The 19,013-nt window shown below is 46.4% G+C and carries 16 protein-coding genes; 7 read left to right on the top strand and 9 right to left on the bottom strand.

Going from position 1 to position 19,013, the window contains the following annotated elements; all coding sequences use genetic code 11:
* Positions 1–41 precede the first annotated feature (41 nt).
* Together BK126_RS22085 and BK126_RS22090 are read left to right on the top strand one after the other, a co-directional pair.
* A complete protein-coding gene (locus tag BK126_RS22085; protein ID WP_256702991.1) occupies positions 42–575 on the top strand; it encodes an RNA polymerase sigma factor in 534 nt (177 codons plus the stop codon).
* The gene (locus tag BK126_RS22090; protein WP_076314711.1) at positions 562–1,686 is read left to right on the top strand and encodes a DUF4179 domain-containing protein; all 1,125 of its coding nucleotides are present in this window, start codon (positions 562–564) and stop codon (positions 1,684–1,686) included. The genes BK126_RS22085 and BK126_RS22090 overlap by 14 nt, the downstream gene beginning before the upstream one ends.
* 111 nt (positions 1,687–1,797) lie before the next feature.
* Here the strand turns inward: BK126_RS22090 and BK126_RS22095 are convergent, their stop codons facing one another.
* On the bottom strand, positions 1,798–2,034 hold the full coding sequence (locus BK126_RS22095) for a DUF6953 family protein (protein WP_076314712.1): 237 nt from the start codon (positions 2,032–2,034) through the stop codon (positions 1,798–1,800).
* A 292-nt stretch (positions 2,035–2,326) separates the two neighbouring features.
* Here BK126_RS22095 and BK126_RS22100 point away from each other — a divergent pair, with 292 nt between their 5' ends.
* Complete coding sequence (locus BK126_RS22100) at positions 2,327–3,187, top strand: YitT family protein (protein WP_047911532.1); 861 nt, start codon at positions 2,327–2,329, stop codon at positions 3,185–3,187.
* A gap of 57 nt (positions 3,188–3,244) precedes the next feature.
* Here the strand turns inward: BK126_RS22100 and BK126_RS22105 are convergent, their stop codons facing one another.
* The 3 genes from BK126_RS22105 to BK126_RS22115 form a co-directional block, all read right to left on the bottom strand.
* A complete protein-coding gene (locus BK126_RS22105) occupies positions 3,245–4,591 on the bottom strand; it encodes an amino acid permease (RefSeq protein ID WP_076314713.1) in 1,347 nt (448 codons plus the stop codon).
* A gap of 242 nt (positions 4,592–4,833) precedes the next feature.
* The gene (locus tag BK126_RS22110) at positions 4,834–5,316 is read right to left on the bottom strand and encodes a DUF456 domain-containing protein (protein WP_076314714.1); all 483 of its coding nucleotides are present in this window, start codon (positions 5,314–5,316) and stop codon (positions 4,834–4,836) included.
* A 126-nt stretch (positions 5,317–5,442) separates the two neighbouring features.
* Positions 5,443–5,910, bottom strand: a complete 468-nt coding sequence (locus BK126_RS22115) for a macro domain-containing protein (RefSeq protein WP_076314715.1) — start codon at positions 5,908–5,910, stop codon at positions 5,443–5,445.
* A gap of 193 nt (positions 5,911–6,103) precedes the next feature.
* On the opposite strand from BK126_RS22115, the gene BK126_RS22120 reads away from it, so the two are divergent.
* Positions 6,104–6,868 carry an ABC transporter ATP-binding protein gene (locus BK126_RS22120; protein WP_076314716.1) on the top strand — a complete coding sequence of 255 codons (765 nt, stop codon included), beginning with the start codon at positions 6,104–6,106 and terminating at the stop codon, positions 6,866–6,868.
* Positions 6,850–7,599: an ABC transporter permease gene (locus tag BK126_RS22125; protein WP_076314717.1), complete on the top strand. Its 750-nt coding sequence runs from the start codon at positions 6,850–6,852 to the stop codon at positions 7,597–7,599. The genes BK126_RS22120 and BK126_RS22125 overlap by 19 nt, the downstream gene beginning before the upstream one ends.
* A gap of 80 nt (positions 7,600–7,679) precedes the next feature.
* Here the strand turns inward: BK126_RS22125 and BK126_RS22130 are convergent, their stop codons facing one another.
* From BK126_RS22130 to BK126_RS22150, 5 genes are all read right to left on the bottom strand, one after another.
* Positions 7,680–10,880, bottom strand: coding sequence for a glycerophosphodiester phosphodiesterase family protein (locus tag BK126_RS22130; protein WP_076314718.1), 3,201 nt, complete (start codon positions 10,878–10,880; stop codon positions 7,680–7,682).
* Between the two features lie 478 nt (positions 10,881–11,358).
* Positions 11,359–12,402 carry an LCP family protein gene (locus tag BK126_RS22135; RefSeq protein WP_076314719.1) on the bottom strand — a complete coding sequence of 348 codons (1,044 nt, stop codon included), beginning with the start codon at positions 12,400–12,402 and terminating at the stop codon, positions 11,359–11,361.
* A 283-nt stretch (positions 12,403–12,685) separates the two neighbouring features.
* Positions 12,686–15,058 carry a carbohydrate-binding domain-containing protein gene (locus BK126_RS22140; RefSeq protein ID WP_256702994.1) on the bottom strand — a complete coding sequence of 791 codons (2,373 nt, stop codon included), beginning with the start codon at positions 15,056–15,058 and terminating at the stop codon, positions 12,686–12,688.
* 262 nt (positions 15,059–15,320) lie between these two features.
* Positions 15,321–16,007, bottom strand: coding sequence for a DUF4956 domain-containing protein (locus BK126_RS22145; protein WP_076314721.1), 687 nt, complete (start codon positions 16,005–16,007; stop codon positions 15,321–15,323).
* Positions 16,000–16,743 carry a polyphosphate polymerase domain-containing protein gene (locus BK126_RS22150; protein ID WP_076314722.1) on the bottom strand — a complete coding sequence of 248 codons (744 nt, stop codon included), beginning with the start codon at positions 16,741–16,743 and terminating at the stop codon, positions 16,000–16,002. The genes BK126_RS22145 and BK126_RS22150 overlap by 8 nt, the downstream gene beginning before the upstream one ends.
* Before the next feature lie 294 nt (positions 16,744–17,037).
* Between BK126_RS22150 and BK126_RS22155 the strand changes: the two genes are divergently transcribed.
* Both BK126_RS22155 and BK126_RS22160 read left to right on the top strand, forming a co-directional pair.
* Positions 17,038–17,715, top strand: coding sequence for a response regulator transcription factor (locus BK126_RS22155; protein WP_076314723.1), 678 nt, complete (start codon positions 17,038–17,040; stop codon positions 17,713–17,715).
* Positions 17,715–18,986, top strand: coding sequence for a sensor histidine kinase (locus BK126_RS22160; RefSeq protein ID WP_076314724.1), 1,272 nt, complete (start codon positions 17,715–17,717; stop codon positions 18,984–18,986). The genes BK126_RS22155 and BK126_RS22160 overlap by 1 nt, the downstream gene beginning before the upstream one ends.
* Positions 18,987–19,013: the final 27 nt, after the last annotated feature.

The raw sequence follows: 19,013 nt of genomic DNA on the forward strand, positions 1-19,013 counted from the left end.
TAATTAATATCAAGACAAAAACAACGAAAGGAGCAAACGTTGTGGAGATAGCAGTTCTAGCCGCGAAGGCAGCAAAAGGCGATTCCGATGCTTTTGTTCAGCTCGTACAGCAATTGGAAGGATCACTGTATTATATGGCAAGATCCTTGCTGGGCAAGGAAGAAGATGTTGCAGATGCTCTGCAGGAAACGATATTAAAAGCCTTTAAATCCATAGGCACTTTACGAGAACCGAAATTTTTCAAGACATGGCTCTTCCGAATTCTGATTAATGAATGTAACAATATTGGTTCCAAACGCTCCCGTACGATCGCTTACGCCGAAATACCAGCCACAGCAGCTTCGATGGGCGGCTACGAAATGGTCGATCTAAGAGAGTCCGTTGAACGGCTTGAGGAGCCCCAGCGCACTGTAGTTATTCTTCATTATTTTGAAGACCTCCCACTCCGTCAGGTAGCTGAGGTTCTCAGCATTTCAGAGAGCGCCGTCAAGATGCGGCTGTCGAGAGCAAGGCAAGCGTTGAAGCACAGTTTACCCAATATCCAAGAAGGGAAGATGAACTATGGCAGCATTTAATATGGAGAAAGAACTTAACAAGGTTGACGTGAGCAATACGGAAATCTCACCCCTGGTCCGGGCAAGGCTCGATGAGACCTATGCCTCTCTGACAGTACAGAAGCAGCATACGACACGGAGGAGATCCTCCACCCTGCGCCGGGCCGTATTAACAGCGGCAGCTGCGGGTATATTGGGTGTCGGGGTGTTCGCTTCCGGCTTCATATCTCCCGTGATGGCAGCTTCCATTAAGAGTATTCCCATTATCGGAAGCCTCTTCAGCATCATTGAGACAGACAGCGGCCTTCGTGCCGGTGGAGAGCTCGGACTTGCAACTAACGTTAACGATGCCGTGTCTTATGAGGATGTAAAGCTCGAAGTCACAGAGACGCTGTATGACGGCACACGAGCGGCTTTTATTGTGAATGTAACTGCACCGAATTTGGATAACGGAACCTATGATAATGGCAGCAAGACGATGAAGCTTAGCAATGCGATTGAGAATGTAACTCTATCCATTAATGGCAAGACTGAGGGGGAAGCCGCTTCTGTATTAGAAGGAGGACTCTTCTACGGAGGTGCGGGTGAGGCGCATCCGAATACGCTTGTATTCGAGCAAGTGCTGAGTCCAACAGATACGAACAGCTTACCAGACCGCTTTACCTCGAAGGTCAGCATCAAGCTGGATGGAATAGATCATGAGTTCAACGTGGATGTCCCTTTTGAGAAGAACAATGTAGAAACCATCGCGCTTAATCCTAATACTGCCGTGACGAAAGAGGATCTTACCTTTGGCGTTGCAAATGTTTCCGTATCCCCTATTACGACCCGTTTGACCACATCCATAGCACTTAATAGTGCCAGCTCATTGACTCAGCGTGAGGAAGAGCGTTTACGTGAGATTGGGATCGCGGTCTATGATGATCAAGGCAGACAGCTGACCGCATTGTCCGGGGATGGAGTATATGAGGGTAACCGTCTTATTTTTGACCGGCGCTATGCAACTACCACGGGTGAGAGCAAGTACCTCATCATTAAACCTTTTATAATTAAGGATGACTTTGCAGAGGATGTGCAGGAAGATCAGTTCATTGCAGGACTGGAAACCAAGATTGACCTGTCGGGGAACTGAGAAAGTAACTGTTGCTCTAAAATAACAGAGTTATATAGAAAACAGACTGCGATATGCAGTCTGTTTTCTTGTGTTTTGTGTTTTGTGTTTTGTGTTCTGTATTCTGGATTCTTACGTCCAAGCCCAGAGAAATCCATCCCGATCCCAGGCAATTCTTCCTTTATGCAGCTTACGAAATGCCTTCTTCACTTCCTTCTCCAAGGAAGCATTTCCATTCTCATTCACATATACAAACTCTTCTCCAAAGTGCTCTCGTACATATTCAATCGCCTCTGTCTGATAGAGATTCCCTTTGAACCGGATCGTCTCTACCATCCATTCAGCAACCTGCTGTGGTGTATATTCCATATATTTTGATTTCTCCTTGAGCTGCCACTTATTTTATCCCATACGACTTCACGACATTAATCCTACACATCATGTATATTTCTTATGATGAACTTTCCTTTGCTTAGACATTCGTGATAAAATTAAAAGATGTGCCATTTGATACATATACAATTGAGAATGATACAGGATGCTCCTATTTTAATCCATCATCTCCTGTAAATAAAGATTTTGCGTCAATCTAGATCTTCTACAGATGAAATGGCAGGATGCAAAATCCTTAAATATATTAAAAACAAAAAAGGAGAGTTAAATGAAGAAGCACGGATTGCTGGAACATATTCGCAAGATCATTATGATTATTATCGGTGCGGTCATCACTGCTTACGGGCTGGAAGCCGTACTCATTCCTAACGATGTTATCGACGGTGGTGTGACAGGTCTCAGTATCATGGGATCCTCTCTGTTCGGACTTCCGCTTGGCGTATTCCTCTTCGTCTTGAATATTCCTTTTGTCTATCTCGGCTATAAGCAGGTCGGTAAGACCTTTGCCTTAATGAGTGTTGTCGGGATTGTTGCTCTGTCTATATCTACGGTGGTTCTGCATCATGTGGATACGATTCTGGGACCAGAGGACCCGCTCCTCGTTGTCCTGTCTGGCGGAATGCTGCTCGGGATCGGGATCGGGATTGTACTGCGTAACGGGGGTGCGCTGGATGGCTCTGAGGTACTGGCTGTTCTCGTATCACGCAAGATCCCTTTCTCTGTCGGAGATATTATTCTATTCCTTAACGCCTTCGTCTTCATTGCGGCAAGCTTCGTGTACAGTCTGGAAAGTGCATTGTACTCTGCTCTGACCTACTACATTGCGAAGAATGTGATCGATATCATCCAGGTCGGTCTGGAAAAATCCAAATCGGTACGTATTGTCAGTCAAAAATCGGTGGAGATCGGGGATACCATCCAATCCCGCCTGGGGCGGAACGTAACCTATACCCCTGGCCGGGGCGGCTTCTCTAATGAACAATCAGAAATCCTTAACTGTGTTATCAACCGTATGGAAGAGAACAAGCTGCTGACCATCGTCAAAGACATTGACGAAAGTGCCTTTGTTGTCATCTCGGATGTATCCGAGGTTCGCGGCGGCAACTTCAAGAAACGAGACATTCACTAGTATACAAAATACAAAAGCCTGTCCATCAGCTCTTCAGCTGTTAGACAGGCTTTATTGTTATTTCGTAGCCGGTTTACGGAACTTCATGATCGATGTGACGATCAATACCACCAGTACAGCTAAACAAATACTGATGCTGAAGCGGTTCTGGTCATCAATCAGGAAGCCGCACGCAATCACCGACAGGCAGATAATCGTAAAGGTCGTAATGTACGGGTAGCCCCATACCTTAAAGGACGGCTGTATAGGATACTGCTTCCGCAGCTTAAGCTGGGATGAAGCAATGCAGATCCACACGAGCAGCACAGTGAAGCCTGGAACAGCCATGAGAATCCGGAACAGCTGATCCTGGGAAATCAGCCCCAGCATGGACCCCCCGATCAAAATAACAGCACACAGCAGCAGTGTATTATAAGGACTGCCCTTGCGGCTTGTTTTGGTCAGTGCCTTCGGTGCTTCTCCTGCTGCTGCCATGGAATAGAGCATCCGGGATGCCCCGTAGATTCCCGAATTCGCGGCAGAGAGCACCGCTGTAATCAGCACGAAGTTCATAATGTGAGCAGCACCCGTAAGTCCTGTGGAGCTAAGCACCTGTACGAAGGGACTGCTCTCCGGACCAAGCTCATTCCAGGGAATGAGACCGCAGATAATGAGAATCGGCAGTGTAAAGAACAGGATGATCCGTAAAATAAAGTTGCGAACTACCTTCGGCAGAACCCGTTCTGCGTTCTCTGTCTCCGTGAGCGTCAGACCGATCATTTCCGATCCACCATAGGAGAACATGACCACTAACAGTGCAGAAAATATGGAGGTCCAGCCGTTCGGCAGAAATCCGCCATGGTCCGTATAATTGCTAAGGAATGGCGCTTCGCCGCTAGGAATGATGCCAAAGATCAGCGACACACCCAGGACAATAAAGATAATGATCATCGTCACCTTAATGCCGGCAAACCAAAATTCAAACTCTCCAAAGGTACCGACACTAAGTAAATTAATAAAGATCACGATCGCCGCACAGCCCAAGCTGAGCATCCACAGCGGCACATCCGCAAACCAATATTGTAAGAAGCTGCCCGCCGCGATAATCTCGATCACGCATACAGCCAGCCACATGAAACAGTACATCCAGCCCATAATAAACGAGACTCTCTCGCCAAAAGCTTCCCTTACAAAATCCCTCATGTTGCGATTTGGATAGACCGTAGCCATCTCAGCCATGGCCGTCATTACGACGAGAAGCAGCAAGCCCGCGATAATATAGGTGAAGATAACGCCTGGTCCTGCAAGACCAATCGTTTCCGAGCTTCCCTTGAAGATGCCGGTACCAATGACACCGCCCATCGCCATCAGGCTGATATGTCTAGGCTTCAGCTTCTTCTGTAATGATCCTTCTGTATTTCCCATTCGTATCCTCCCTGATGCATTTCATGCTAGTCATTTTATTTACGTTACACACACGTACACGTATGTATTCTTGCAAATGTATTTCTCAGTATATCCTATTCTTCAACTGGAAGCACTCAGAAATCCGCTGCTTACCATAATCTGCAGCCCTGTGCCTCCCTGCCTCCAATTATAAAAAAACAAGAGACGCCTTGAGCGCCCCTTGCTTGAAAGTCCCATATCAAGTTGCTATCCGCCCTGCCCTATATGATCGCATCGAGAATGAACCATACGATCATCAGCAGCTGAATAAGGATTTTGGCGATGCTTCCTCCGAGGAATCCAATGATGGTTGCAAAGCCGACTTTGACCGATTTCGAAGCATCCTTGTGAATGATAAATTCGGTTACCAGCACGGCTAGGAACGGCACAAGCAGAATCCCGAAAGGCGGAAGGATGAACGAGCCTACAATGGTCGCAATGGCTGCGATCGTCTCCGAGGTCTTCGATCCTCCGTACTTTTTAACGAAATAGCTGTTCGCTATGATATCCGCGGCAATAATAACGACGGTTAGTATCGCCATACTAACCCAGAACCACCAGGACAGCTCCTCTGAATTAATGAGGAATTGATAAATGGCGAAGCCACCCCATATGGCCAGAACAGACGGAATGATCGGATACACAATGCCGACGAAGCTAAGTATGAATAATACAATAATTAAGGTCCACCACAAAAAATCCATCTATGTACCTCCCTTAGAACCTATGTTTATCTTAGTTTATGCCATTTAAGTCTATTTTAAAAATAGTCCCAAGACGGTTTCTGGGCTAGACCTCCGTCCAGGATGAATACAGAACGAGTTCCCGCATCAACCCTTCTCCTCCATATCCACGATTGAGTACAAGGTTACGGGATAGTTATTAAATACCCTCTGAAGCATTCGGTATACCTCATTCCAATCCGTCCCATTACGATCCGCACCTATCCTGTAAGGCAGCGCAATAGAGAGATCCCGGGCTTCTGCGTAGATGCGAAGCTCAGTCAACGCCTGCTCCAGTGCCTTGATGCTTGTCAGCTTTTTTCGAAAAAAGCTCTTCTTATAATGCTTCTGTCCAAACAGGTTCGCTATGTACTTATCCTTCGTCTTCACAATCTGCATCTGCCCAAGCGGAGAAATCTCACTGTTCGTCAGTGAAATATAGGCGGCATAAACTTCAGGGTACTCATCTCTGATCTGTTTGGATATTCTGCTGCGCATGACCCCCATACAATTCACCTGGTGACCAATAATGTCTTCTGCAGCCTTAAGGAGCTCGCCCTTCTCGAATGTAATCATCCTTTTACTCTCCTGTTTAAAATAATAAACATGGTTTGATATAAATGAACCAAGTGCTATATATATCGGAATAGCAGCCCTGTCGGCTTAATGTTCAGGCATTATATCATCAGCCGAAGCTCCTATTCCCCTCTCCTGATCTCATTTGTTAAGATGAATAGGTTAGAAGAACGGCTGAAAGGAGTCTATGGTCATGTCTCATTTCTTGGACATTCATGGTTTGACTAAATATATCGGCACATCAACCCAAACGATGCTGTTCTCGGGCGTCGAGGCTCAGGTGGAGCAGGGCGAACGCATCGCTGTCATCGGCGCTTCAGGACAGGGCAAGAGCACACTGCTCCGAATACTGTCGTTACTGGATCGTCCTGATGAAGGGGAAATGGAGTGGAAGGGTGTTTCTTACCTGCGCTGTGATCCGCGATGGTGGAGAATGAAGATTACTTATGTCGCACAGCATCCCGTGATGCTGCCCGGCAGTGTTGAGGATAACCTCAGAATGGTTCATTCCCTGCATAAAGTCCCCTACGACCAAGCTCTTGCACGGCGCCTGCTGGAGAGAAGCGGCCTGTCTGCACTGGATATACACAAGCGGGCCTCTGATCTGTCTGGCGGCGAGAAGCAGCGGATCGCACTCCTCCGCTCAATGATGCTGCGTCCGGAGGCATTGCTGCTGGATGAAGTCACTGCATCACTGGATCCGGCAAATGCAGTTCTTGTGGAACAGCTGCTGACGGCATGGAGTGATCAAGAAGGAACGACTTTGATCTGGGTGACACATGATTTGGAGCAGGCCCGCTCATTCAGCACGACGACCTGGTATATGGGCAGCCATACCCTTCTCGAACGTCAGCCGACAAAACTGTTCTTCTCTCGGCCTGATACCGAATCGGCCCGCCGCTTCATTACCCAATCTATGGATTCAGATAAGGAGGAGCTATGTCCTTCCTTGCTCTAAGTTTCACCATTGTATTTGTCATGGTGACGATGCTGATCTCCGTCTGGCAAAAGCTCGATTTGGAGAAGGATATAGCTATTGGAACCATACGATCAGCCATACAACTGCTTGCTGTCGGCTACATCCTGCAGTTTATTTTCCATACCAAGCATCCTGCGCTGATTCTGCTCATCGTTACCTTTATGATCACGGTCGCTTCAATGAATGCAGGCAAGCGTGGACAAGGCATTCGGGGTGTCCGCTGGAAGATCGCCTTGTCCATACTGACAACAGAGCTGCTCATGATGGGCTTGCTTCTCGGACTGAACATCATTGAGCCGACGCCAAGGTATATTATTCCTATCAGCGGAATGACGATTGGCAATGCCATGGTTGTATCCGGCTTGTTCCTTAACCATATGAAACGTGAAATGGAGACCTCCAAAGGCGAGATTGAAACTCTGCTTGCTCTTGGCGCTGCGCCCAAACGGGCGATTCAGGATGCACTTAAGCGTTCCGTTAAATCCAGCATGATTCCAACCATCGATGGCATGAAGACGGTAGGTATCGTCCAGCTTCCAGGGATGATGACAGGAATGATCATCGCAGGTGCAGATCCGATCGAGGCTGTCCGGTATCAGATTCTGATCGTATTTGCGTTCACAAGCTCAGCTGCAATCACCAGCATCTTGCTCAGCCAGCTCACCTATCGTGAATGGTTTACTTCAGACATGCGTCTTCGCGATCTGTGATCTGCTTGTATTATTAATGACAGCAAAAAAACGAAGGCTTTCGCCGTTAGACCTGGCGATAAGCCTTCGCTTATTAGATATTAATTGACTTTCACATTGTTCTTCAGGCTGACATTGCCGGCTTTATCTTCTGCGTATACTGTCAACACGTCACCTTTTTTCGAGTTCTTTAATGATACTGAAAATTCCCCTTTTCTATTCACCGATGCTTTTCCAACCAACTTTTTGCCGTTGTACACATAGACGGTAGTGTCTGACTCGGCCTTTCCACTCATCTTTTTTATGGTGATTTCATTAACTTCCGGCATGGATGGTGGTGTTTTATCGATAATCTTGATTTTCTCAAGTGAACTCGTATTCCCCCCTTGGTCAACGGCATAAACAGATAGCTCTGTGCCTGCCTTTTGTGCTGGGATATTTATAGAGAAGTTACCTTCGCTATTCGTTATTGCTTCACCTAATACCGTTTTCCCTGCTTTCACATACACAGTAGATCCAGCCTCTGCTGTACCACTCACCGTGGTTGAATTGTCTGCAACAGGGTTTACTTTAGGTTTTGCAGGAGGTTTGTTATCCGCTTTAACCGTAATCGTTATGGGTTGTGTATAAATGTGGTATGACTTGTCTACTGATACTTGTTGTGTATAACGCAGCATCGCATGAATTGTTCCTTCCGCTTGAGCAGTTACCACATTCCCATTAACTTCAACTTTATCTTCTCCATCAATAACAACAATTTCAGGCGCAATATCCTTGGTCTGACGATCATAGGTTTCAATCATTGCCTTGATTTCGGTGCTTTCACCTGCATTTAGTTTGAACTCGGCTTGCTTCGGCGTAATACGGGATGCCCACTCAGAAGCCCAATGAGCATAATCCGTTGTTAATCCATAGATACCAAGTAAAAAGTGATCTGTAAACAGCGCCTCATCTCTGTACGTCCACGGCCATACGGTCACACCACGGTGTTTAGCCGCTTCCAAAAAGTTTACACCTAATCCGCCATAGCTTGTATTAAAGGTAGAATTCAAATTTTGAACGGTATTTAAAGTAGAACGTAAGGATGGGTACACGTCTGTTTCATTTGCAATTCCGCTCGTTAAGTAGCCGATAGACATGCCCGGCATCTGCTCAGCTAATAATAGCAATTGAGATGCATTAAATGAGATCACAGATACTTGATTCTCTACGCCTATTTCTTCAATAAGGGATACCAATTTATCAATGATGGCTGGATTACCGGTTTTGATCTCAACAATGTGCTCGACATCTTTTTTGCCTTTAAATTCTTCAAAAAATTGTCTCAGTGTTGGAATCCTTGCGTCAGGATAAGCTTCTGGAAATTGATCATTCGCAAGAAATTGCTCCAATTCTGCAAGAGTATAACTTTCCACTTTTCCGGTTCCATTGGTTGTCCGATCAATCGTTTCATCATGCATGATGACGATATGTCCGTCTTTGGACAGATAAATATCGTTTTCAATATGAGTTGCACCTTTTTCATAAGACAGCTTGGCGCCTTCCAATGTATTCTCCGGTGCAAGTCCAGGTATCCCCCGATGAGCAAAAATAAACGGTGTTCGAGCAAGGGTCACATTCTCATCATAAAAGGATAAAGCGTTAACTGCTTCTTTATACTGATCCGTAACCATTCCGTTCGTGCCCGATGTAATCATGCGGTGAATATCTACATTTGTTGCAGCTGTGTTGGAGTCTTCTTCCACCCATACCGTCATTAATTTTTTCTGTAGGTAGGAGATATTTTCGATACTTCCTGCACTTTCCGGCAAGAGCACAATTTTCGCTAAATGGCTGTTGGTTGTCCTCCGAATGTCCATCAATTGTTCTTCGCTGAGTTCACCCGAAACAGGATATTCAATAATACCGCGAATAATAGGATAAGCTTCTCTTGTCTTCTTCACCAGCTCCGGACGATCAGACAGTACAAAGGCATCCTCAAGGTCAATACTCTTCAAATAATCTGTTAAAGGAACAATCGTAGCTTCTTCTTCAATCGCGAAGGCTGGAATTACGGTCTGATCCAATGTTTCTATCACTGATCCGAGCTCATCAATTACGCTCCCTGCTTCATCTGTTACTTGCAGGCGGCTGTTGACATGGAGAATGGCTGTGGCCGGACGCGTGCCTTCCACTATAGATTGCAGATCTTCACTTGAATCTACTTCTGTAACGATTGTCGGTGCAAGGGAAATGTTCGTTTCCGGTTCTTCAACATGAGTGAAGTTATCACCGGGCTGGACTACCTCAGGCAACGCCTCTGTGTGGAGTGTTACTTTGATATTATCCACCTTTGTTAAACTACCAGCGGCTTGGAATCCAATTCTTCCGGTTGAATAATGGGTTGCAAGATCTGTATCAATGAGTAATTCATCATTTATTAATTCCTGCACTCTGTTACCTTGAGCAATCACTGTATATCGGTACATTTGATCCGCAGCGATTGCCTCACTGAATGAATTTTTGGCAGCAACGTTCCATGCGTTTTCTGGAGTTCTTTCTGCAAATTCAACCCCGTTCGCTGCTGTTGAATTTTGACGGACAGCCATTTGATAGTAAGGGTAGCTATGGTTCTGAACACGGTACATGATTGAATGCCAACGGCTGTTATCATTTGCAGCTAGGTGGCTAACATCTGCTTCTATTTTATAATTACCGAACAAGCCCAAATATTCGGGAAGAAGTACGCCTTTGCCCCCACTGTTATTGCCTCTTCCATCAATTTCAAGGGCTCCGGACTTCACACTAATCTCTTCATCGGTTGTACTGCTAAGCTTAGACCAATCCTGAGGGATACTTCCATCTGCTTGGTCATTAAAATCTTCTTCATAGAGGACATATTCTTCCTCATCCTCTCCTTTAACTACCAGAAGTACATTAGCAGAAGCTCCTTCTCTTGTAACCGTTAATGGATAAACCCCATTTTGATGGGCAGTCATCGTATCTTCTGTGATCTCTATTGCATCACGATTCGAAGTCCAGGTTAGCTTGTCCCCAGTAATCTGTTCCTCGGTCAAGTCATCGTAGGCTGCATTCAATATAATACTATTTAAGGAAATTGCTTGTCCGCTTGTGGCTAACACATAACCTTTTTCATGGGCTAAAGACTTTATGGCTGCTTGCCCATTCACTTCTTGTACTTCTGGATTCTGATAAACCGCTTCGCTAACCGTAGCTGCGTTTGCATTGATCGTATGATATGGCAATGTACTAAATAATAGTGTGAAACTGAAGGGTACAAGAAAGTACATCCGCTTCTTCATCAAATTCTCTCCTCTAATAAGATTATTCTTCGGATCTTTTCATTTATTTGACTGTCATTCTAGATGAATTTTTGTAATCTCCCTCCCCTTTTTCTATATGGAACGTGTAAGCATGTAACGAGCTTCACAGTAATGCTAGCAATCTTATGTAAACAGCCATGTATTATCTTGTAAATGAGGAAAAGATAGGATTTATGTAATAGGGATACCCCATTGTCTTAGTTTCAGATGTCCAAACTTAGAGGTAGCAAGTGCTTATAATCACAGAAGAATAGAAGAATTCAATACACTTGGACTGATGTTCGCAGGAGGGCCCCAGTACCATTTAATTAACATCTTGAATAATTAGTACTTTAGATTTATTTACCAACAATTTACAAAACATAAGTATCCTGCATTTGTCAGTAAATAGAAAAAGCCTGCGGTTCCCGCAGGCTATGGTTGCTCAAGGCAAGTGTTAACCACCTTTATCATATATCTAATAAGTGACCTTCTCACTCGATTCCTCTAGACTCATGTCGTTATCGTCTATCCTATTCTCAGGCACTTCCTCCGTTTGAGCATCCGCAGGCTTCAGCACATCCTGTACGTAGCTCTTGAGCTCCTCCTCGTCTCTAACTGTAAGAACCGCTGCTCCGCCAATTCTTTCTTCCTTGAGCAGGCTCATCGGCGGAATCTGTTCGCTGCCTTGGAGCGTGCTCTGGTATCCGAGCGAGGCCAGCTTCCAAATATCATTAAGGGACAGATTCGTATCTATATAAGGGTTGATCTCATTTAATATGGACGGAAGCTTGGCGATGGAGGAGGAAGTCAGCATTTTGTCTGCTATCGCCTTCAACAGCTCACGTTGACGCTCCGTTCTGGCAAAATCGGACATGGCATCATGCCGAAATCTTACATACATGAGCGCTTTCTCTCCATCCAAATGCTGCATTCCTTGCTTCAGATCGATATCATATTGATGATTATCCGCCTTGCTGACGTAATACAGATCCTTCTCTACTTCAAAATCCACTCCACCTAGAGCGTCCACGAGCTTGATGAAGCCCTGAAAATCAGTGTACACATAATATTGCACCGGAATGCCGAGCAGATCGCTCGCTGCCTGCATCGCAACATTCGGACCATGGGTGATGGCCGTATTAATTCGATTGTTGTTATAGCCCGGAATTTCAACGTAACTATCCCGCATGAGCGAGAACAGAGAGATCTTCTTCGCTTCGGGATCAAGAGAGGCTACCAGCATAGCATCTGAGCGAGGAATCTCTCCCTCCTTCATGCCTCTGGCATCCACGCCCATAATAAGAATATTGACGACCTCATCACCTTCCCATACGGGCGGCTCGATCGTCTGCTCCTGATCAATATGCTCTATATTATGAAATGGGGAGCTTTCTCCTTCCTTTTGCAAGCCTTGAAGCTCCTTCACTATTGAAGAGACGTAGACTCCTCCGAGAGCAATGGCACAAACAACGATACAGAGAATAATTGTCAGCGTAAAACGCTTTGTTCTTCTGGTCATAGATTTGCTGTTCCTTTCACAACGGGGATAAGCTATTTTTGTTTAACTTACAAGATGAACAATTTCATCTTACCAAAGGATCAAATTGATTCTTACTTACTATATTGTAAGATCACGATCAAACCTTTCATTTAGCACGGCCTCTTCTCGAAGAAAAACAGCTTAACACCACTGCATGAAATAAGCCCAGGCATCTCCATCACTTCCGGAGTTGCCTGGGCTGTATACACCACCCGTATGCTATTTACAATCGTTTTTTTGGCTGACGTCTGTTTAAGATAAACTATCTTCTGCCGCCGCCAAAGCCGCCGTTCGCATTCCCTGTTGTTACGCCTGACTCATCCAGCCATGTGGTAGCTGTTTCCCCAAGCTCGAACGACACGACCTCGCTTCCGCCTTCGTAATTCCCTGTCTTATACCATCCGCCGGTAACGTCTTCACTTGAGCTTCCTCCGGAATAGAGCGTGTAGGTTTTTCCTTTCTCAAGATCCGGTGAGCTGATCACGACAAACTGATAATCCTTGGACGGTTCAAAAGTCACGATGGTGTTGCCTTCACTGTCTTCCAGATGCACCAGCGTTCCTGCAGCCTGTGTTTCAGGATAAGTCATCGCAATCGAGAGCTGAGTGGATTCTTCAGATAATGCCTGTGCCATTCCTGATGTGCCGGCTCCGATCAAGTAACCCCCGCTCATGTCAAATGTGCTTCCATAATCCAGTGTACCATTTCCGTTATTGGTTGGACCATTTACGATTACGGTACCATCCGTCATTGTAATGGAACCATTGGCGTCAATCCCATCACCGCCGGCTTCGACGGTGAGAAGTCCGCCAGAGATAGTCAGCTTCGCATTCTGATTGCCTTCCATTCCGCCGCCGAATCCACCGCCGCCAAAGCCGCCTTGCGGCGGAGTTCCGCTTGGCATCTCACCATCCGCTGGAGGCTCCGGCATCTCGCCATTCGCAGGAGCTTCCGGTCGTTCGCCCGCTGCAGGCGCTTGTTCACTTGTTGTACCCTGTGCTTCATCCGCTGCAGAGGAAGCTTCTGGAGTTCCGGATGCGGAAGCATCCGCTTCACCTGCGGTTGTTCCTGCTGCTTCGGATGTTTCTGTTGTTTCCGCAGCGGCGTCTGTGGTCTCGGTCGTCGTATCTGTACCGGACGCATTCACTCCATCATCGGAGGAGACTACATAAGTCTTACCGCCGGAGATCGAAATATCTGCTCCTTCCAGTCCTTCGTAGCTTGCGGTAATGTCCATTGTTCCGCCAGAGATGGATAGCAGAAGCTCCGCATGAACCGCATCATCACCCGAGGCAATACTGAACTCTCCACCTGTGATCGAAATATTTTGATTACTGTGAACCGCATCATCGGCTGAATCCATCGTAAATGTTCCGCCATTGATGACCATATCCCCGCCTGCTTTGACCCCTTTTGCACTCGTCGATTCTTCCTCAGCGGCTGTTGTATCCTCTGCATTGTCAGCATCTGCAGTGGAGGCGGCTGTGTCCGTTGTTGTACTTGCCGGCGTGCTTGTTGCTGCTGCCGTGACCACCGTACTGGCCGTATTCGTGCTGGTTGTATTCGCTGTGCCTGCTTCATCTGTATTGTTGCTTGCTTCATCTGATGGATTCGCTGTATCCGAAGGCGCTGCAGGTGCAGACTCTCGGTTCCATTCCCCTCGCATCATGCCGCCGTTGCCATTCATTCTCCCTTGTCCCATCTCATTGCTCTCGGTCTTCACCTCAGCGTTCGCACTGCCGCCGCCAGTGACAAGGTTATACGTACCGCCATTAATCAGCAGTGATTTCTCCGATTGAATTCCGTCATTCTCAGCTTCTATCTTAAAAGTACCGCCAGCGATCGCGATGATCCCTTTGTCCTCATCTTCATCATTGGTCGATTTCATGCCGTCTCCACCGGCCTTGATCGTCACGGTACCGTTCTCGGCAGCCAGCCGGTCACGACCTACGATCCCGTCATCCTCGGCATGGATGTCGATGGTGCCTTCTACTATTTTCAAGTCGTCCTTGCTCGTGATTCCATCTTTATAGTTAGCGGTGATGGATAAGCTGCCTGTACCGTTGATGCTCAGATCATTTTTGGCAAAAACAGCCGCACTCGGCTCATCACTTGCTTCGTCCTCATAAACATATGTTTTGCCATCCGTCACTTTATTTTCAGTTCCATCCTCCAGTGTGATGACGGTCTTTCCCGCACCTTTGCTGTAAATCGCCGCACTGTCGCTGTCTGTAATATCGACACCGTTCAGAACCAAGTGCACCAGCTCTTTCTCTGCCGTATCCACGATGATCTGCCCATCACTGAGCGTTCCGCTGAGTACATAGGTACCCGGGCTCGTAATGGTCACAGATCCTTCGACAGCTTCTGCACCCGTACCGTTAATTTGAGCACTTGCTCCATCCAGCTCAATGGTTACGGCACTCTCTGCACTCCATTCGGTGTTACGGTCCTCCTCATCGAAGGTAATCATATCCTCCATCTTCAAGCTCGCCAGCTCAGCTGTGGCCTCATTCGCGGTGCCTGCTTCAGCTGTTCCTGTATCGTCGGTCGCTGACGCATCACTGCATGCTGTCATCAGCACCGCGCATAAGAATACGACGCTAAGTCTGTTCGCTATGCTTGTCTTTTTCATTTTATTCATCCTTCCTGGTCGCTCGGAAATTGAATTAATTGGTGTGAGAGTTGCTTCCGTGTGTACCGCTCGGTTTTTGGCTGTCTCTCTCCGGTTGGCTTCGCCAAAAGTCGTTCGTCATCCAAAAACCTCGCTTAGTTACGTATGCAAAAACACAACAAATTCAAATTCCTCGCTAAGTATTTTTGGGCTCAAATTTCTTCTTCGATTGAAATTTTCGCTAATGCTGAATTATAAGGTCACTCACAGTGGAGTGGATAAATTAATATTCTGAGGTCGTAGGGCTCATCGTCAGGGAAAGATCCAGATTACCATTACGGCATCGGATTTCGTCCAGGAATTCTTTTTGGTTAGTAAGCTGATTCATCGTCACGCCGTACACGAGTTCATACAAGCTGCCCAGCTCGGTTGTTCTGATCTTTTTCAGCTCATATTGTACGTTGTATTTCTGGAACACCTCGTCAAAGGCATCATCGTAGCTCAAATTCTCAGGAATCGTGATTTTAAGTGTTCTTTGCAATGTTTTTCTTGCACCGAAGTTAAATTTACTCAGGACGAACATCAGGATACACAGAATCAGGGTGAATAACACCGCATACCCGAAGGCTCCCACACCACAGGCAAGACCCGCTGCCATCGTAAACAGGACAAAAGCAATATCCTTCGGATCCCCAGGCGCACTTCGAAACCGGATGATAGAGAATGCTCCCGCCAAACTAAACGCTCGTGCAATATTACTGCCAATCAGCAGAATAATAATGGCCACAATGGCCGGTAAGATGACCATAGTCAAGGAAAAGCTCTGGGTATACCCGTTTGCATTCGTCTTCATATAGGTAAGACTGATGATACCGCCTAACAAAATGGCGATGAGAATACTGAGCACCGTGCTCATAAATGTAAGTTCTGTCGTTGTGTCTGTAGCTGCGTTTAATAGGGAATCAAGCATAAAGCATACTCTCCTGTTTCTGTTTTTCGTTTTTGATCATTTTTTTGTATTCATTGCCGTATTTGGAGAAACTCGTCCGATACAGCTGATGCTCTGAGAGCAGGACCGACAGCCACATAGGCACCGTCTTTTCGGCCTTCACTTCCATGAGCCATTGGCCTTCATCCAGCAGCTGCTCGCCGTAATCTCCGTTCTCCAATTTCAAGTCATAGCGTCTTGTGCGAATATTGGTATCAAACGTAATTCGAAGATCGCGGCTGTCTTTGCAGAAGAGTGCTTTTCTGTCATAAGACAGGTACAGCTTGGGTGCCAAATCGTACCTCCGCAGGAAATAGCTGATTTCGTTCACGACTTGGGCGTTCATGTAATCCTTCAGCTCCGGTGCCTGTCCGGTACGGACAAATTCGTACGCCTCATCCAGCTTGAGCGCGGTTCTACGCTTGTTGACCAGGCCGAACACCTTCTTCTTGATCTCGAGATACACCTTCGCGTCCTTGCCCGGAACACCGTAGGCTCTGAGTCTGAGCTTTTCCTTATACTTGGGCTTCGCCAGGCTCGCTCTGATCAATGAATCATGTGCTGTGTCGAAGTACAGATTGCTTATGGAATAAAATTCATGCTGCTTGTTATATTCATCGGGTTCCATATATTCCATGAGATCGAGATACAGCCTCCGGTACGAGTTGCTGTCGAGCAGATATTTGCTCTCATAGCGGTTAAATACCTCTATAGCCATGTGCTTCAGATCCTTTCTCTGTTGTGGTAGGTCTCATGTGGTGATGTATGTATCGTAAGCTCTCAACCTTTAATGAATCTTAAATGCATTTAACATTTCGAGAATCTTTTTTACACTGCGTTTACAATCCCGATCTCTAATTAAGAAGCTTCATATAATAGGCACTAATTATTGATCTGAAAGTTATCCATTCGTATGATGGTAGAATAAGCAGCTTAAGGTTGGTTAAAGGTACTCCTGCTATACTAGGCCTATTCAAACCTACAGATAATCCATACAGAGGATGAAAAAGCGATGAGAATATTAATTGTGGAAGACGAGCTTCATCTGGCAGAGGCTCTCTCCCAAATCTTAAAAAAACAAAACTATTCCGTAGATATGGTCCATGACGGCAGAAGCGGACTCGATTATGCACTCAGCGAGATCTATGATCTGCTGCTGCTTGATATTATGATGCCGGAAATGGATGGGATCAGTGTCCTGAAGGAGATTCGCAAGGAAGGCCTCTCCACCCCCGTCATCCTGCTGACGGCCAAAGGCGAGATCGATGACAAAATTACCGGGCTGGATTATGGTGCCGATGATTACGTCGCCAAGCCCTTTTCCTCCGGAGAGCTGCTGGCCCGAATCAGAGCCGTGCTGCGGCGCAAAAGCGAGGTCATGCCAGAGGAAGGTTTGAAATTCGGGGATATGGAGCTCAATACTTCTACCCTGAAGCTTTCGGTTAACGGGAAGGAAATGAAGCTGAATCTGAAAGAAAATGAGCTATTGGAGCTGCTAATGGTAAGGAAGCAGTCAATTACCTCCAAGGAGCAGATTATTGAGAAGCTGTGGGGCTTTGACTCTGATGTCGAGCACAACAATGTAGAGGTATATATCTCTTTTTTGCGTAAGAAGCTGAACTTCCTGAATTCTGCCGTCCGCATCAGTACCGTTCGAGGCGTTGGGTATGTGTTAGAGGTGAATACCTGATGTTTACGAAGCTTAGAAACCGGTTCCTGATCTTGAATCTCGTCATCATCTCGATCATTATGCTGGTTGCTTTTACCTCGATATATACGATTACGTATCGAGATGTTCAGCGAAATATTCATATGGAGCTGAATAAAGTAACGGATTCCTACACCCGGGACTTTGATCTTCCGCACGGAGATCGTCCAGGTGCAGATCTGAATATGGGAGGACCGGACGATGGTGAGTTCGGATTCGAAGGAGCACCACCCAAGCGCTCGATCTCTTTCATGCTGGAGACAGATCCTAACCTTACGATTACAGGTCGTGAGACTACACTTGAACTGGAGGAGACGTTCTATCCGCTTGCTCTGGATGCAGCCGTTGCGGAGAACAAAGCGAGTGGACAATTTGAACTGGATGGGAGTCACTGGACTTTTGAGATTCTTCAGACCAGCACAGGCTACATGCTCGTATTTCTCGATACCAGCTCACAGCAGGTTATCCTGACGAATCTGATCTATACCTTCGCGATTGTTGCACTCGTGATGCTGATCGTCATCTTCTTTACGAGCCGCTTCTTTGCCAACCGGTCCATTACACCGATTCAGGAGGCCTTTGACAAGCAGAAGCAGTTCATCGCCGACGCCTCTCATGAGTTAAAGACACCACTGACCATTATCAATACCAATACGGATGTTCTGCTGGCTAACAGTGAGGATCAGATCCGCAACCAGGAAAAATGGCTGTATTATATCAAGTCCGAAACGGAACGTATGACCAGACTGACCAATGATCTTCTATACCTGACGGAGATGGATGATTCTCGTGCGGGCATCCTGTATACGAAATTTGATATGAGCGAGGCGGTCGAAAATATCCTGTTAACGATGGAAGCCGTTATGTTCGAGAAGCAGGTTCACCTCAGCTATGAGATCGAACCCGGTCTTCAGGTAACCGGAGCGAGTGAACAGCTTAAGCAAGTGGTCATGATTCTGCTCGATAATGCCGTCAAATACACGAATGAGGGCGGTTCGGTTCATCTCTCTTTGAAAAAACAACAGCATGAGGTTGTCTTGTCCGTCACGAATAGCGGTGAAGGTATTGCTCCTGAGCATTTGTCGCGAATATTCGACCGTTTCTATCGGACAGATTCCGGGAGAGCGCGCAAGCAAGGTGGGTACGGACTAGGTCTCGCCATTGCGAAGTCGATTGTGGAGCAGCACAAGGGCAGGATTTATGCCAAGAGCACCGTAGGTGAATCGACTACATTTTATGTGCACCTATCTTAGCATTGCTGCTTAATTTAGTGAATTAAC

Source organism: Paenibacillus sp. FSL H7-0326, from assembly GCF_001955535.1.
GTDB classification, from domain to species: domain Bacteria; phylum Bacillota; class Bacilli; order Paenibacillales; family Paenibacillaceae; genus Paenibacillus; species Paenibacillus shunpengii.

Excerpts from the sequence above, each read along its gene's own strand:
- BK126_RS22090 (WP_076314711.1), top strand. The coding sequence starts at position 562 with ATGGCAGCATTTAATATGGAGAAAGAACTTAACAAGGTTGACGTGAGC.
- BK126_RS22095 (WP_076314712.1), bottom strand. The coding sequence starts at position 2,034 with ATGGAATATACACCACAGCAGGTTGCTGAATGGATGGTAGAGACGATC.
- BK126_RS22100 (WP_047911532.1), top strand. The coding sequence starts at position 2,327 with ATGAAGAAGCACGGATTGCTGGAACATATTCGCAAGATCATTATGATT.
- BK126_RS22105 (WP_076314713.1), bottom strand. The coding sequence starts at position 4,591 with ATGGGAAATACAGAAGGATCATTACAGAAGAAGCTGAAGCCTAGACAT.
- BK126_RS22110 (WP_076314714.1), bottom strand. The coding sequence starts at position 5,316 with ATGGATTTTTTGTGGTGGACCTTAATTATTGTATTATTCATACTTAGC.
- BK126_RS22115 (WP_076314715.1), bottom strand. The coding sequence starts at position 5,910 with ATGATTACATTCGAGAAGGGCGAGCTCCTTAAGGCTGCAGAAGACATT.
- BK126_RS22120 (WP_076314716.1), top strand. The coding sequence starts at position 6,104 with ATGTCTCATTTCTTGGACATTCATGGTTTGACTAAATATATCGGCACA.
- BK126_RS22125 (WP_076314717.1), top strand. The coding sequence starts at position 6,850 with ATGTCCTTCCTTGCTCTAAGTTTCACCATTGTATTTGTCATGGTGACG.
- BK126_RS22130 (WP_076314718.1), bottom strand. The coding sequence starts at position 10,880 with ATGAAGAAGCGGATGTACTTTCTTGTACCCTTCAGTTTCACACTATTA.
- BK126_RS22135 (WP_076314719.1), bottom strand. The coding sequence starts at position 12,402 with ATGACCAGAAGAACAAAGCGTTTTACGCTGACAATTATTCTCTGTATC.
- BK126_RS22140 (WP_256702994.1), bottom strand. The coding sequence starts at position 15,058 with ATGAAAAAGACAAGCATAGCGAACAGACTTAGCGTCGTATTCTTATGC.
- BK126_RS22145 (WP_076314721.1), bottom strand. The coding sequence starts at position 16,007 with ATGCTTGATTCCCTATTAAACGCAGCTACAGACACAACGACAGAACTT.
- BK126_RS22150 (WP_076314722.1), bottom strand. The coding sequence starts at position 16,743 with ATGGCTATAGAGGTATTTAACCGCTATGAGAGCAAATATCTGCTCGAC.
- BK126_RS22155 (WP_076314723.1), top strand. The coding sequence starts at position 17,038 with ATGAGAATATTAATTGTGGAAGACGAGCTTCATCTGGCAGAGGCTCTC.
- BK126_RS22160 (WP_076314724.1), top strand. The coding sequence starts at position 17,715 with ATGTTTACGAAGCTTAGAAACCGGTTCCTGATCTTGAATCTCGTCATC.